General features: G+C 53.4%; 14 protein-coding genes and 2 tRNA genes. 5 read left to right on the forward strand and 11 right to left on the reverse strand.

Translation table 11 applies throughout. The annotated features are described in order from the left end of the window. Positions 1 to 218: 218 nt before the first annotated feature. The 3 genes from OGX84_RS09025 to mdtK form a co-directional block, all read right to left on the reverse strand. Positions 219 to 295 (reverse strand) — tRNA-Val (locus OGX84_RS09025). A 4-nt stretch (positions 296 to 299) separates the two neighbouring features. Then, positions 300 to 376, reverse strand: a tRNA-Val gene (locus tag OGX84_RS09030). Between the two features lie 151 nt (positions 377 to 527). Next, complete coding sequence (mdtK, locus tag OGX84_RS09035) at positions 528 to 1,901, reverse strand: multidrug efflux MATE transporter MdtK (protein ID WP_012132551.1); 1,374 nt, start codon at positions 1,899 to 1,901, stop codon at positions 528 to 530. A 217-nt stretch (positions 1,902 to 2,118) separates the two neighbouring features. Here mdtK and OGX84_RS09040 point away from each other — a divergent pair, with 217 nt between their 5' ends. Next, a complete protein-coding gene (locus tag OGX84_RS09040) occupies positions 2,119 to 2,760 on the forward strand; it encodes a riboflavin synthase (RefSeq protein WP_012132549.1) in 642 nt (213 codons plus the stop codon). Positions 2,761 to 2,799: 39 nt separating this feature from the next. Here the strand turns inward: OGX84_RS09040 and cfa are convergent, their stop codons facing one another. Next, a complete protein-coding gene (cfa, locus tag OGX84_RS09045) occupies positions 2,800 to 3,948 on the reverse strand; it encodes a cyclopropane fatty acyl phospholipid synthase (protein ID WP_112002406.1) in 1,149 nt (382 codons plus the stop codon). A gap of 290 nt (positions 3,949 to 4,238) precedes the next feature. After that, a complete protein-coding gene (punC, locus tag OGX84_RS09050) occupies positions 4,239 to 5,444 on the reverse strand; it encodes a purine nucleoside transporter PunC (protein ID WP_112002407.1) in 1,206 nt (401 codons plus the stop codon). 112 nt (positions 5,445 to 5,556) lie between these two features. Here punC and punR point away from each other — a divergent pair, with 112 nt between their 5' ends. After that, positions 5,557 to 6,489: a DNA-binding transcriptional activator PunR gene (punR, locus tag OGX84_RS09055; protein WP_012132545.1), complete on the forward strand. Its 933-nt coding sequence runs from the start codon at positions 5,557 to 5,559 to the stop codon at positions 6,487 to 6,489. Here the strand turns inward: punR and purR are convergent. Continuing rightward, positions 6,486 to 7,511, reverse strand: a complete 1,026-nt coding sequence (purR, locus tag OGX84_RS09060; protein WP_012132544.1) for an HTH-type transcriptional repressor PurR — start codon at positions 7,509 to 7,511, stop codon at positions 6,486 to 6,488. The genes punR and purR overlap by 4 nt on opposite strands. 297 nt (positions 7,512 to 7,808) lie before the next feature. Between purR and cydH the strand changes: the two genes are divergently transcribed. Both cydH and OGX84_RS09070 read left to right on the forward strand, forming a co-directional pair. Next, positions 7,809 to 7,898: a cytochrome bd-I accessory subunit CydH gene (gene cydH, locus OGX84_RS09065; RefSeq protein ID WP_096753851.1), complete on the forward strand. Its 90-nt coding sequence runs from the start codon at positions 7,809 to 7,811 to the stop codon at positions 7,896 to 7,898. Positions 7,899 to 8,072: 174 nt separating this feature from the next. Further along, positions 8,073 to 9,239: an MFS transporter gene (locus tag OGX84_RS09070; protein ID WP_071258165.1), complete on the forward strand. Its 1,167-nt coding sequence runs from the start codon at positions 8,073 to 8,075 to the stop codon at positions 9,237 to 9,239. A gap of 47 nt (positions 9,240 to 9,286) precedes the next feature. On the opposite strand, the gene sodB is transcribed toward OGX84_RS09070, so the two are convergent. Both sodB and OGX84_RS09080 read right to left on the reverse strand, forming a co-directional pair. Next, the gene (gene sodB, locus OGX84_RS09075) at positions 9,287 to 9,868 is read right to left on the reverse strand and encodes a superoxide dismutase [Fe] (protein WP_110494293.1); all 582 of its coding nucleotides are present in this window, start codon (positions 9,866 to 9,868) and stop codon (positions 9,287 to 9,289) included. A 125-nt stretch (positions 9,869 to 9,993) separates the two neighbouring features. Further along, positions 9,994 to 10,806: a C40 family peptidase gene (locus OGX84_RS09080; protein WP_049008644.1), complete on the reverse strand. Its 813-nt coding sequence runs from the start codon at positions 10,804 to 10,806 to the stop codon at positions 9,994 to 9,996. Between the two features lie 337 nt (positions 10,807 to 11,143). Here OGX84_RS09080 and grxD point away from each other — a divergent pair, with 337 nt between their 5' ends. Then, on the forward strand, positions 11,144 to 11,491 hold the full coding sequence (gene grxD, locus OGX84_RS09085; RefSeq protein WP_003832760.1) for a monothiol glutaredoxin 4: 348 nt from the start codon (positions 11,144 to 11,146) through the stop codon (positions 11,489 to 11,491). Between the two features lie 110 nt (positions 11,492 to 11,601). Here the strand turns inward: grxD and rnt are convergent, their stop codons facing one another. From rnt to OGX84_RS09100, 3 genes are all read right to left on the reverse strand, one after another. Continuing rightward, positions 11,602 to 12,249: a ribonuclease T gene (rnt, locus tag OGX84_RS09090; RefSeq protein ID WP_047457270.1), complete on the reverse strand. Its 648-nt coding sequence runs from the start codon at positions 12,247 to 12,249 to the stop codon at positions 11,602 to 11,604. 101 nt (positions 12,250 to 12,350) lie between these two features. Then, positions 12,351 to 12,758, reverse strand: a complete 408-nt coding sequence (gloA, locus tag OGX84_RS09095; protein WP_024130371.1) for a lactoylglutathione lyase — start codon at positions 12,756 to 12,758, stop codon at positions 12,351 to 12,353. An 88-nt stretch (positions 12,759 to 12,846) separates the two neighbouring features. Next, positions 12,847 to 13,944 carry an alkene reductase gene (locus OGX84_RS09100; protein WP_058669065.1) on the reverse strand — a complete coding sequence of 366 codons (1,098 nt, stop codon included), beginning with the start codon at positions 13,942 to 13,944 and terminating at the stop codon, positions 12,847 to 12,849. Positions 13,945 to 14,002: the final 58 nt, after the last annotated feature.

Here is a 14,002-nt window from a genome sequence, read left to right on the forward strand (position 1 = left end):
ATGATTATCATTTACATTTTTAGGCGTGTGAGCGCGCTGCCGTTAGCGGCAATTTCAGGTTATTAAATAGAATAAAATCAGTAAGATAATTAATATCAGGGCAGCAGGCGTGAAGGGACAGTTGCGGTTGTTGGTCTGTACAACGGTCAAACCATGAATTCAGGAAAGATTTGTGGGGACAATGCGCTGTGGGAACAATGTGCTGTGTGGATAAAGAATGGTGCGTCTGAATGGACTCGAACCATCGACCCCCACCATGTCAAGGTGGTGCTCTAACCAACTGAGCTACAGACGCAGGATGGTGCGTTCAATTGGACTCGAACCAACGACCCCCACCATGTCAAGGTGGTGCTCTAACCAACTGAGCTATGAACGCAATGTTGCAGGTGACAACGGGGACGAATATTAGCGGCAGAGCCGGAATGAGGCAAGAGGGAAAACGTAATTTTCTTCCTGATTTCACTCGATTGCAGAGGAAACGCGCAAAATGTCGAGAGAATAGCCGCCATCCGGCGGCTATTGCTGATTTATCGCGCAGCGCGCTGCAAAATAATCGCTGATGACTGGCGTTGCAGGTATCGCATACGCAGCATCATCATAATAGCCGCAGACGTCAGGCCGATAATAAAGCCCATCCAGAACCCGGCCGGTCCCATGCGATCCACCACCAGATCGGTCAGCGCGAGGATATAACCGCTCGGTAATCCCAGCACCCAGTAAGCTGTAAAGGTAATAAAGAAAATCGATCGCGTATCTTTATAACCACGCAAAATACCGCTGCCGATAACCTGGATCGAATCGGAAATTTGATACACCGCCGCCAGCAGCATCAGTTGCGCGGCGAGCGTGACCACTTCAGGATTGTCGTTATAGAGCAGGGCGATAGGCTCACGCAGCGTCACGGTAAAAATTGCGGTGATAACGGCCATGCAAACCCCGACGCCCAGTCCGGTTCTGGCGGCTGTCTGGGCATCCAGCGTTGAGCCCTGGCCAAGTCGATAGCCCACGCGGATGGTAACCGCAGCCGCTAGCGACATCGGCAATACGAACATCAGCGAACTGAAGTTCAGGGCAATCTGGTGGCCTGCGACATCCACAATACCCAGCGGTGAAACCAACAGCGCCACCACGGCAAACAGGGTGACTTCAAAAAACAGCGCCAGGGCGATCGGCAAACCTAGCTGTACCAGACGTTTCATGACCGCCGTATCCGGCTTGCTGAATCCGCGCTCGTTGCGAATATCGCGCATTGAACGCGCACGTTTCACATACGAGGCCATCGCGATAAACATCACCCAATAGACCGCCGCCGTGGCAACGCCGCAGCCCACGCCGCCGAGTTCCGGCATGCCGAAGTGACCGTAGATGAATATATAGTTCACCGGAATGTTGACCAGCAGGCCAAGGAAGCCTATGACCATGCCGGGTTTGGTTTTTGCCAGACCTTCGCACTGGTTACGCGCAACCTGAAAGAACAGGTATCCCGGCGCGCCCCACAGGAGCGCGCGAAGATAGCCCACGGCTTTATCCGCCAGCGCAGGATCAATGTTATGCATAGAACGGATAATGTATCCGGCATTCCATAGCACAAACATAATGAGAACGGACACACAGCCCGCCAGCCAGAAGCCTTGTCGCACCTGGTGAGCGATGCGTTCGCGGCGGCCAGATCCGTTGAGCTGCGCGATAACCGGGGTCAGAGCCAGTAACAGCCCATGACCAAACAGAATGGCGGGCAGCCAGATAGATGTGCCGATAGCGACGGCAGCCATATCCGTGGCGCTGTACCCGCCAGCCATCACGGTATCGACGAATCCCATCGCGGTTTGGGCGATTTGCGCAAGAATCACCGGTATTGCCAGAGCTAATAACTGACGCGCTTCACTGATATACTTCTGCACGTATACACCTATTATTTGTTGTTATTTGAGAGACTAAAAAAGCCGCCTTAAATGGCAGCAAGAAGAAAATGCAGGGGAAATTTCAGTCTATTGTAGCGAGGAATACGTAATTCTCCAGTGAAAAAACAGGTGCTTTTAGCGCTTTGCTGGCAACCTGATTTTCCACCTGCTATTGTGCTGGGCAGAGATGTATTAACTGATTTCAGGAGTTGCAGGTATGTTTACAGGTATTGTGCAGGGCACCGCGAAACTGGTGTCGATTGATGAAAAACCGAATTTCCGCACGCATGTCGTGGAATTACCTGAACACATGCTGGACGCGCTGGAGACGGGCGCATCGGTGGCGCACAACGGCTGTTGCCTGACCGTCACTGAAATAAACGGTAATCAGATCAGCTTTGACCTGATGAAAGAGACGTTACGCATTACCAATCTTGGCGATCTGAGCGTCGGCGATCTCGTTAACGTGGAGCGTGCGGCGAAATTCAGCGATGAGATTGGCGGGCATTTAATGTCGGGTCACATTATGACCACGGCTGAAATTTCGAAAATTCTGACCTCTGAGAATAATCGTCAGGTCTGGTTTAAAGTTCAGGACCCGCAGCTGATGAAATATATCCTGTATAAGGGATTCATCGGCATCGATGGCATCAGTCTGACGGTAGGGGAAGTGACGCCAACGCGTTTTTGCGTTCATCTGATCCCGGAGACGCTGGAACGCACCACGCTGGGTAAGAAAAAACTGGGCGCTCGCGTTAATATCGAAATTGATCCGCAAACCCAGGCGGTTGTTGACACCGTCGAGCGCGTGCTGGCGGCACGGGAAAGCGCGGCGAATCTGCATGCAGGCGACGCGTAACCCGACGTAAAAACCCCCGCAGCGCGGGGGTTATCAGGATTAGCGGGGAATACGCAGGCCGTGTTCGACGCCGCGAGAAAAAACCACCTGCCATAGCTGTATATCACGGGCGCGAAACGCCCCGGCGCATGCATTCAGATAATAACTGAACATGCGTTTAAACCGTTCGGTGTAATTATCTGCAATTTCCGGCCAGCCGTTGATAAAGCGAGAATACCAGGCCATCAGGGTGGTGTCGTAATCTGCGCCAAAATTGTGCCAGTCTTCCATCACGAAATGCGATTCGCTGGCATTCGCAATCTGGCGAACAGACGGCAGGCACCCGTTCGGAAAAATATACTTATTGATCCACGGATCGACGTTATTATCCGTCTTTTTGGAACCGATAGTATGGAGCAGGAAAATACCGTCCGGTTTCAAATTACGGTCGACCACTTCAAAATAGGTTTTATAGTTCTTCGGCCCGACGTGCTCAAACATACCAACGGACACAATGCGATCAAACTGCTCGTTAAGGTCGCGGTAATCCTGTAGCCGAATAGAAACGTTCAGACCTGCGCAACGTTCCTGGGCCATCTTTTGCTGCTCGGCGGAAATCGTGACGCCAACGACGCTGACGTCATAATTGGACGCCATAAACTGGGACAAGCCGCCCCAGCCGCATCCGATATCCAGCACGCGCATACCCGGCTGCAACTGTAGTTTTTCACAAATGAGCTTCAGCTTCGCTTGCTGGGCGGATTCCAGTGTGTCGGCATCTTTCCAGTAAGCGCAGGAATATTGCATATACGGGTCGAGCATGCGGGAGAAAAGATCGTTGCCGAGATCGTAATGTTCTTTCCCGACTATCCAGGCGCGTTTTTTACTTTGTAAGTTGAACAGGCGCGCGCCCGCGATACGCAGCGTATCTTTGAAATGGTGGGGGAGTTGGTTTTCGAGCCCGGCTCGTAAGACTTTACTAAAAAACATGTCCAGTCGGTCGCATTCCCACCAGCCATCCATATAACTTTCACCTAACCCCAGCGATCCTTCCTGTAATACACGTTTGAAAAAATCGGGGTTTTTAACACGAATATCTGCCGGGGCAGTGCCATTGATGGCGATACCCGCACGGCCCAGCAATTCGTTGGTGATACGATACCAGTCATCATCTGGTACGCTGACTTCTTCTATACACGATGAACTCATAGCTTCTCCATCACTTGGTCGGTGATCAGAACCTTAAAACAGCGTAGACGCTTTTTGGGCTTTGTGAGAAATCTCACGGAATAATTCCGCGAGTCTATTATCCGACGTAGAACAGAGGAAGGGAGGAACCCTTACCGAAAAGGCCATCCGTGGTGAAACGGGAACACTCCGGTTCCCGTTAACGCATAATAATTATCGTAATATTAACAACCGAAATTTAGTATAGGCCTCAAAATTCGATGATACAACCGAAAATTGTTAGCGAGCTAATTACCTGTTGTTGAACATTTTTAGTGAGATTCGCTGTGCGCAACTTCGGTGTTTGCTGCGCGCGCGGCCGGTTCCTGCGCCTGAAGTTGCAGCCAGTATCCCAGTGCCGCCAGAGCCACCGTCGACAGCATTACGCTGGTGGTGGTAAGCAGCGGCGTGCTGATCAGCCACGAAACGACCAGGCTTGCCAGGAAACACAGACCCAGTTGCAGCGTGTTCTGTAAGGCTGCTGCGCGTCCGGTCGCTTGCGGGAAGGGGCGCAGCGCCTGGGCGACCACGATAGGGTAGATCGCGCCGTTCGCGATAGCCATCACACAGAATGGAATCAGGATCTCTGTCAGCGAAACATGGCTGATGAAACTGGCGCCCCAGGTGGCGACCACGCTCAGCGCATAGAGAACCAGTAACCAGGGCAACAGCTGTTGACCCTGCCATTTTTGCAGCGCCGCGCGGCAACCGTAACCGCCCACCAGGAACGCGATGGTCTGCGGTACATAGCTCAGACCAATCACCGCCGGGCTATAGCCCATTTCGCTGAGGATAAACGGGGAACCCGTCAGCCAGGCAAAAAAGCTGGCGGAGCAGGCGGCGTAAATCAGGACGTTGCCGCGATAAGTTTGTGAACGTAGCAGGTTGGCGAAGGTCAGTTTTTCCTGGCTGTGGTCATGTGCTTTTGTTGTTGGCTTTAAGCGTAAGGCGGGCAGCATCAATATCAGCGTAATGATGAACAGCGTGGCAAAAATGGCCTGCCAGGAAAAATGCGTCAGGATCCAACTGCCGAGTAAAGGCGCAAGGGCGGGCGATAAACCGACCAGCGGCATAATGGTGGCGAAGATGCGATTAATTTTTTGCGTTGGATAATAATCCGTCACCAGCGCCTGCCAGATCACCGTAGCGGCACAAACTCCCACCGCCTGAATAAAACGCAGTACCAGTAGTCCGGTAGCGCTTTCGACCCACATCATCCCCAGACTGCCCAGCGCAAAGATGGAGAGACCCAGCAGCAAAATGGGTTTACGCCCGTAACGATCTGACAGCGGCCCCCACAGCAGTTGCGCGACGGCGAAACCGGCCAGGAACAGACTGAGGCTGGCGCTGACAGCCGCCGCCGGTGTTTGCAGGTCGGCCTGAATTGCCGCGAACGCGGGCAGATACATATCTGTTGCCAGAAAGCCCAGCACGCTGAGACCCGCCAGCCAGACTAAAAAACCTTTTCCGGGTTGCATAATTGTTTCTCTTTTCCAGAAGTAAGACATTGCCGCTGAGTGTAGGGAGTGAAATTCTGCTTGTGAAACGTTAATATTTGGCTACTGGATTCAAAATTTTTGCAGGCAGAATATGTGGTCAGAATATTCACTCGAAGTGGTTGATGCCGTTGCCCGTAATGGCAGCTTTAGTTCTGCGGCGCAGGAGTTGCACCGCGTGCCTTCTGCGGTGAGCTACACCGTCCGTCAACTGGAAGAGTGGCTGGCGGTGCCGCTTTTCGAACGACGCCATCGGGACGTTGAACTGACCCCCGCCGGGGCATGGTTTTTAAAGGAAGGGCGCTCTGTTATCAAAAAAATGCAGATCACCCGGCAGCAGTGCCAGCAGATAGCCAACGGTTGGCGGGGGCAACTGGCGATTGCGGTCGACAATATTGTTAAGCCGGAGCGCACCCGGCAGATGATTGTTGATTTCTATCGTCATTTTGATGATGTGGAATTGCTGGTATTTCAGGAAGTATTTAACGGCGTCTGGGATGCGCTGTCGGACGGGCGCGTGGAGCTGGCTATCGGCGCGACGCAGGCCATTCCGGTTGGAGGACGCTACACCTTTCGCGATATGGGGATGCTGAGCTGGAGCTGCGTGGTCGCCCGCCATCATCCGCTGGCGTCAATGGCTGGCCCGCTCAGTGACGACACGTTGCGCAACTGGCCGTCGCTGGTCCGGGAGGATACCTCGCGTACGCTTCCGAAGCGCATCACCTGGCTGCTGGATAATCAAAAACGCGTGGTGGTGCCGGACTGGGAATCTTCAGCGACCTGCCTTTCCGCGGGACTGTGTGTGGGAATGGTGCCGACCCACTTTGCTAAGCCGTGGATCGACAGCGGGAAATGGGTGGCGCTACAGCTTGAGAATCCGTTTCCTGATGCGGCGTGCTGTCTGACGTGGCAGCAGAACGACACGTCGCCCGCGCTGGCCTGGCTACTGGACTATCTGGGCGACAGCGAAACGCTGAATAAAGAGTGGTTACGGGAGCCGGAAGAGGCTCCCGCAGAAGGGGATTAACGGCGATAGTCGCGGAACGGGCCATCGGCGACAGAGCGACGCTCAATCAGACGCGGATGCACCTCAATGGACTGCGACTCTTCGCGTTTATTGACGATACGGTCAAGCAGCATATTGAAGGCCGTTTCACCCAGAGAATCTTTCGGCTGGTGAATCGTCGTCAGCGCAGGCGTAAAGTAACGCGCGTTGCGTACGTTGTCGTAGCCGATGACCGAGATATCCTGCGGTACGCGCAGCCCCATCTCGTCAGCGGCGCACAACGCGCCCATCGCCATAATGTCGCCACCGCAGAATACGGCCGTCGGGCGGTGAGACTGGGAGATCATTTGCTGCATCGCGCGGTAGCCTGATTCCGGCTCGAAATCACCCTGAACGATCCAGTTTTCCGGCACGTTTATCAGCGCTTCTTCCATCGCTTTCATAAAGCCAGCCAGACGACCTGCGCCGGTGTTGCGTTCCATCGGGCCGGGGATCACGCCAATTTCACGGTGGCCGCGTTCAACCAGATAACGGCCGGCCATATAGCCGCCTGCAAAGGCGTTATCAATGACCGTATCGGTAAAGTCCGCTTTGGCTTCGCCCCAGTCCATCACCACCATCGGGATATGACGATACTCTTCAAGCATAGAGAGCAGGGACTCAGGGTATTCGGAACACATGACCAGCAGGCCATCCACGCGTTTTTGCGCCATCATGGAGAGGTACGCGCGCTGTTTTTCCAGGTTGTTCCAGGCGTTGCCCAGAATCAGCGTATATCCTTTCTGGAAGCAGTTCTTTTCAACGGCTTCGATAATTTCAGCAAAATAGGCGGCTTCGCTGCTGGTCGCCAGCAAACCAATCGATTTGGTGTGGTTAACCTTCAGGCTGCGGGCAACCGCGCTGGGAGAGTAGTGCAACTCTTTAATGGCTGCCCATACCGCGTTGCGCGTCTCTTCCGCAACGAAGCGCGTTTTGTTAATTACGTGTGATACGGTTGTAGTGGAAACGTTTGCTCGCTTCGCCACATCTTTAATTGTTGCCATTACATCTCACTCCAGACCATATCCTGAACTCCTGAAAATACTGTAAGTAAACGTTTGCCTTTACACACCTTGATCGCAACGTCAGGGTTGCGGCACGCCGGGAAAACGACACGGAACATCAGGAAGGGGGCAATGGCCGGTACGCTAATCAAGTAAGCGTGGAATTTTGTCTGATCTTGACGAAAAGGGGAAGAGTTAAAAGCGCTTATCAATATAAATCATGGGAGATTTTTGCATTCAAGTGTGTAAAAATGCGCAATATCACTTTTTGTGTGGGAATAAAAAGGAGAAAACTTGATGAGCACCGATCTGAAATTTTCGTTAGTGACCACCATTATTGTGCTGGGCCTGATTGTCGCAGGCGGTCTGACTGCCGCACTGAACTGATTTACCTCTGAGGGAGAGCATTCTCCCTCTGTCTTTCCTCTCTCTTCTTCCTCATTTTTAACCAAATCGTAAAAGTCTTTTGCTATTTTGCTTACTTTATTAGTTTTGTGATTGATGTCATGCTTTTGACTCTTTTGCGTGCCCCGTGACGGCACGAAGCTGCGGAGTCGATGTATGAAAATAAATTATCCCTTACTGGCGCTGGCAATTGGCGCATTTGGTATTGGAACCACCGAGTTCTCTCCGATGGGCTTGTTGCCCGTTATCGCTCGCGGCGTGGATGTCTCGATTCCTGCGGCCGGAATGCTAATCAGCGCGTATGCCGTTGGTGTGATGGTCGGCGCGCCGTTGATGACGCTGCTGCTTTCCCATCGCGCACGTCGTAATGCGCTTATTTTTTTGATGGCGATTTTTACCCTCGGAAATGTGCTGTCGGCCATCTCGCCGGATTACACTACGTTGATGTTGTCGCGGATTCTGACCAGCCTGAATCACGGCGCTTTCTTCGGTCTGGGGTCGGTGGTGGCGGCCAGCGTCGTCCCCAAACATAAACAGGCCAGCGCGGTCGCCACCATGTTTATGGGGCTGACGATCGCCAATATTGGCGGTGTTCCTGCGGCGACCTGGCTGGGAGAAACCATTGGCTGGCGTATGTCCTTCATGGCGACGGCGGGGCTGGGCGTAATTTCAATGATTAGCCTCTTTTTCTCGTTGCCAAAAGGCGGTGCGGGAGAGCGCCCTGAGGTGCGCAAAGAGCTGGCGGTGCTGTTGCGACCACAGGTGTTATCGGCATTACTGACCACCGTTCTGGGCGCAGGCGCGATGTTTACGCTCTATACCTATATCGCCCCGGTGCTGCACAGCATTACGCATGCAACGCCTGCTTTCGTTACCGGTATGCTGGTACTGATTGGCGTTGGCTTTTCTATCGGTAACTACCTGGGGGGAAAACTGGCGGATCGTTCGGTTAACGGCACCCTGAAAGGATTTTTGCTGCTGCTGATGGTGATTATGCTGGCGATCCCGTTCCTGGCGCGCAATGAAGTGGGCGCCGCTATCAGCATGGTGGTATGGGGGGCGGCGACATTCGCGGTGGTTCCGCCTTTACAAATGCGCGTCATGCGGGTTGCCAGCGAAGCGCCAGGTCTCTCTTCATCGGTCAATATCGGTGCCTTTAATCTCGGTAATGCGCTTGGCGCAGCGGCGGGGGGCGCAGTGATTTCCGGTGGTTTGGGCTACAGCTTCGTACCGGTGATGGGGGCGATTGTGGCAGGGCTTGCGCTGTTGCTGGTCTTTGTCTCTGCGCGCAGACAGCCTGAAGACGTTTGCGTGGCGAGCTAAGCGCCAGCATTAAAACGCAGAAGGGACTCCCTTCTGCGTTATTCTCTTTATGCTGCGAAGTTTTTCGCCACAAAGTCCCAGTTTACCAGCGCCCAGAAGTGCTCCAGGTAGCCAGGACGGGCATTGCGGTAGTCGATATAGTAGGCATGTTCCCACACATCAACGGTCATCAACGGCGTGGCGTCGGTGGTCAGCGGCGTACCGGCATTCGACGTAGAGACGATAGCCAGTTTCCCATCCGTCCCTTTCACCAGCCAGGTCCAGCCGGAACCGAAGTTCTTAATTGCGGCGTCGGTGAACTGCGCTTTGAAATCGGCAAAGCTGCCGAAGGACGCGACAATGGCGTCAGCCAGTTTACCCGTTGGTTCGCCGCCAGCATCAGGCGCCAGGCAGTTCCAGTAGAAGGTGTGGTTCCAGACCTGTGCCGCGTTATTGAAGACGCCGCCTTCAGCGCTGCGAACGATCTCTTCCAGTGATTTCCCCTCAAACGGCGTGCCTTTGATCAGGTTGTTAAGGTTGGTCACATAGGTCTGATGATGTTTGCCGTAATGATATTCCAGCGTCTCAGCAGAAATGTGCGGTGCAAGAGCATCTTTGGCATACGGTAATGCAGGTAATTCAAACGACATTGCTTCTCTCCTTATATTTATATTAGGTGCGCACAATAACCTTATTGTACGTAAGGATAGGGTAGCAAATTGAAAGGTGATACAAAAGAAGAACTTACCCTGTAGCCATACTACAGGGTAACGTTTTATCGAATGGTTTTCGGCGTCATGACCCGGCGTGCGCCCACGTAATGGCGCTGCCAGTAATCTTCGCTAAGAGAGGTAATCTGTATTTCCTGACCGCTGCGCGGAGACTGAATAAATTTGCCGTTGCCAACGTAAACGCCAACGTGATCGGCGGTACCGCGACCCTGGGTACGGAAGAACACGAGATCGCCATTTTTCAGTTCGCCACGTTCAATCGGCGCGGCATCGCGCAAATGATACATTTCATTTGCAGTACGCGGGATGCGGAATTTCACCAGATCCTTATACGCGTAATAAACCAGACCGCTGCAATCAAAACCGGTTCGTGGAGACGTTCCGCCCCAACGATACGGTTTGCCAATCTGATTCATTAATTTATTCATCGCCGTGTTGGTGGCTTTCTGCATTTTCGCTTTATGCGCATCAGCAATGGCAAGCGGGGCGCCTTTTACTTTGACACAATGCGGCTTACGACCCTTGCGCGGCGTACATTTTTCCGTCCAGGTTACGGCGGCGGTTTGTGTGGTGGCGGGTTTGCTACGACGGCTTGCGGTTTTGGTGGTTTTCGCAGGGGAGGCAATGCGTTTTTTCGATGTGGAGGCCGTTTTACTTTGGGTTTTACTCACGGCTTTTTTTGCAGTCTTCGTTTTTTTCTTGCTGGTCGCTGTGTTCTTCTGCTTATCTGCCGTTTTCGTGACATGCGCGGCAGGCGTCGCCCTGGCTTGCCGGGAAGCATGCGCCATTGACGTAAAAGGGAGCGTGGTAAAAAGCAAAGCACAGAGCGTGATCGAGATCCGGTTTATCCGCGCCACTGAGCAATCCTCTGGTTAAGGGCAGGTCGAATTCATGCCTGCGTATGATTTACAAAACGCATCGATTCTAATCTATAAAATCCCCGGAAGTTAATAGCTTTTGTCATCTAAAATCGCGTTTCGTTATTGAGTGCAAAAAAAAGCAGCAACAAAAGCGGAAACGGGTCAACAGATAAACAATTCCATACTGTTTAAGTGGATAAGAGATATTTAGAATGCAACTTCAGGCTTCAGACGATAAAATAGTAAAGCGTGATGAAAATGTTATTTTCCGTTGCCAGCCTGACCCGCTACAATGTCAGACTACTGCCGTAAAGAAGTTTAAGGAAGCAAGACAATGAGCACCACTATCGAAAAAATCCAGCGCCAGATCGCTGAAAACCCGATTCTCCTGTACATGAAAGGCTCTCCAAAACTGCCAAGCTGCGGTTTTTCCGCACAGGCTGTTCAGGCGCTTTCTGCCTGTGGTGAACGTTTTGCCTATGTCGATATTCTGCAAAACCCGGACATCCGCGCCGAGCTGCCGAAATATGCAAACTGGCCGACCTTCCCGCAACTGTGGGTGGACGGTGAGCTGGTTGGCGGCTGCGATATCTTAATTGAAATGTACCAGCGCGGTGAGTTGCAGCAGTTGATCAAAGAGACTGCGGCAAAATACAAAACCGAAGAGCCTGACGCTGAGTAATTCAGCCGAAATAAAAAAGCGACCATCTGGTCGCTTTTTTTTTGCTGAAAACGCGCTTGCCTGATGGCGCGTCGCTTATCAGGACGCGCGGACACTGCCACCCGACACGATTATGCCTCTTCTGGTACCGGCAACGGCCAGCCGCCAAGACGCTTCCAGCGGTTAACGATTTCGCAAAACAGAACGGCCGTTCGTTCGGTGTCGTATAGCGCAGAGTGCGCCTGCGTTCCATCAAACGCCATTCCCGCCGCCAGACACGCTTTTGACAGCACGGTCTGTCCCAGCGCCAGGCCGCTCAGGGCCGCAGTGTCAAAGGTCACGAAGGGGTGGAAGGGGTTACGTTTCAGCGAAGCGCGCTCAGCGGCGGCCATCATAAAACTGTGATCGAACGTGGCGTTATGGGCGACCATGATCGCACGATTGCAACCGCTGTCTTTAATTCCCTTGCGCACCATTTTGAAAATAGCATGCAGCGCATCGTACTCGCTGACCGCGCCGCGCAGCGGGTTAGAAGGATCGATTCCGTTAAAGGCAAGCGCTTCAGGCTGTAAGTTTGCGCCTTCGAACGGCTCAACATGGAAATGCAGCGTCGTGTCCGGCATCAGCCAGCCTTGTTCATCCATTTTCAGCGTGATGGCGGCAACCTCAAGCAGCGCATCGGTTTTGGCATTGAATCCCGCCGTTTCGACATCAATGACGACAGGATAAAAACCACGAAAACGGTCGCACAGACCGGAAAGTTGAGCGTTATCGGACATCTGGATCTCTTAATACGGAAAATTGCAGCGCGCATTATGGCAAATTTTACGCTGAGATGCAGTAAAACAACGGGCACAGAGAGTCTGCGCCCGGCGGGAGATTAGTTGCCCAGACCGCGACCGGCGTCTTTGGCTTCAATCAGCTCAATTTTGTAGCCATCAGGATCTTCAACAAACGCGATGACGGTGGAGCCGCCTTTTACCGGACCCGCTTCACGCGTGACGTTACCGCCGTTCTGGCGAATGCGCTCGCAGGCTTCGGCAGCATTGTCGACGCTCAGGGCGATATGGCCATAGGCCGTGCCCAGCTCGTACTTATCAACGCCCCAGTTGTAAGTTAACTCGATCACCGCTTCTTCGCTTTCCGGGCCGTAACCCACGAATGCCAGAGAGTATTTGTATTCCGGGTTTTCGCTGGTGCGCAGCAGCTTCATGCCCAGTACGTTGGTGTAGAATTCGATGGAACGCTGCAAGTCGCCAACACGCAGCATGGTATGAAGTAAACGCATCTTTTTCCCCTCAAAAGTGCTGAATGGTCAATACATTCAAAATGTTGTTCTAGTATAGCGGCGTTTTTACGCCGCTACCAACGCAGGATTACAGGGTAGGATAGTCCGTGTAACCTTCCGCGCCGCCGCCGTAGAAGCTTTCTGCGCGTTGTGGATTCAGTTCTGCTTTGCGTTGCAGACGAGCCACCAGGTCCGGGTTAGCGATATACGCCCGGCCAAACGCGACGGCGTCGATCAGGCCCTTATTGAGCAGGTCTTCCGCTTTTTCCGGCGTATAGGCGCCTGCGCCAATGATTGGGCCGTGGAAGCGGGCGCGAACTTTCTCACGGAAGGCGTCAGTATACGGTTCGCCGCCAGCCCAGTCAGGTTCGGACATGTGCAGATAGGCAATGCCGCGTTTACCCAGTTCCTCAATCAGATAGAGCGCATCGGCTTCTTCATTCGGGCCATTGTCGACATTCTGGAATGTGCCGATAGGGGAAACACGAATACCAATTCGATCTGCCCCCCATTCCTGAATACCGGCATCGACGACTTCCAGCACCAGACGCGCGCGGTTCTCAACGCTACCGCCGTACTGGTCAGTACGATGGTTTGACGTCGGGGAAAGGAACTGGTGCAGCAGATAGCCGTGGGCGGAATGCAGTTCTACCAGGTCGAAACCGGCTTCACGCGCATTGGCGATAGCCTGACGGAAATCGTTGACGATGCCTGGGATCTCGTCGGTTTCCAGCGCGCGCGGCATTGAGGTATCGACACGAATGGCCTGGCCGTTTTCATCGCGCAGCGAGGTACGGGTGCCAGCGCCGATCGCAGACGCGGAGACAGGGGGCTGGCTGCCGGGTTGCAGGCTGGAATGAGAGATTCGACCGGTATGCCAGAGTTGAACAGCAATGTGCCCTTGTTCGGCATGAACGCCAGCGGTAATTTTTTTCCATGCCTCGATCTGCTCCACGCTGTGCAGACCCGGCGCGCCCGCATAGCCTTTCGCCTGTGCGGAGATCTGCGTCGCTTCGCTGATGATTAGCCCGGCGCTGGCGCGTTGACGATAATACTCGGCCATTAACGGGGTGGGAATGTCGCCCGGTTCAATGCTGCGCAAACGCGTCAGAGGGGCCATGAACACACGGTTTGCTGCCGTAATTGCGCCCACTTTCAGCGGGGTAAACAGTTTCTCAGATGACATAATGGCTCCTGGTATAAGTAGACCGGTCGTCTAGTGATAAGGAAAATAAAAACGCCCG

It is taken from the genome of Citrobacter sp. CK202 (assembly GCF_030333225.1).
GTDB lineage: Bacteria > Pseudomonadota > Gammaproteobacteria > Enterobacterales > Enterobacteriaceae > Citrobacter_B > Citrobacter_B koseri.

Bases quoted from the DNA above. Each gene is read 5' to 3' on its own strand.
- OGX84_RS09070 (WP_071258165.1), top strand. From the start codon at position 8,073: ATGAAAATAAATTATCCCTTACTGGCGCTGGCAATTGGCGCATTTGGT.
- OGX84_RS09100 (WP_058669065.1), bottom strand. From the start codon at position 13,944: ATGTCATCTGAGAAACTGTTTACCCCGCTGAAAGTGGGCGCAATTACG.
- purR (WP_012132544.1), bottom strand. From the start codon at position 7,511: ATGGCAACAATTAAAGATGTGGCGAAGCGAGCAAACGTTTCCACTACA.
- rnt (WP_047457270.1), bottom strand. From the start codon at position 12,249: ATGTCCGATAACGCTCAACTTTCCGGTCTGTGCGACCGTTTTCGTGGT.
- cfa (WP_112002406.1), bottom strand. From the start codon at position 3,948: ATGAGTTCATCGTGTATAGAAGAAGTCAGCGTACCAGATGATGACTGG.
- grxD (WP_003832760.1), top strand. From the start codon at position 11,144: ATGAGCACCACTATCGAAAAAATCCAGCGCCAGATCGCTGAAAACCCG.
- punC (WP_112002407.1), bottom strand. From the start codon at position 5,444: ATGCAACCCGGAAAAGGTTTTTTAGTCTGGCTGGCGGGTCTCAGCGTG.
- cydH (WP_096753851.1), top strand. From the start codon at position 7,809: ATGAGCACCGATCTGAAATTTTCGTTAGTGACCACCATTATTGTGCTG.
- gloA (WP_024130371.1), bottom strand. From the start codon at position 12,758: ATGCGTTTACTTCATACCATGCTGCGTGTTGGCGACTTGCAGCGTTCC.
- sodB (WP_110494293.1), bottom strand. From the start codon at position 9,868: ATGTCGTTTGAATTACCTGCATTACCGTATGCCAAAGATGCTCTTGCA.
- OGX84_RS09040 (WP_012132549.1), top strand. From the start codon at position 2,119: ATGTTTACAGGTATTGTGCAGGGCACCGCGAAACTGGTGTCGATTGAT.
- punR (WP_012132545.1), top strand. From the start codon at position 5,557: ATGTGGTCAGAATATTCACTCGAAGTGGTTGATGCCGTTGCCCGTAAT.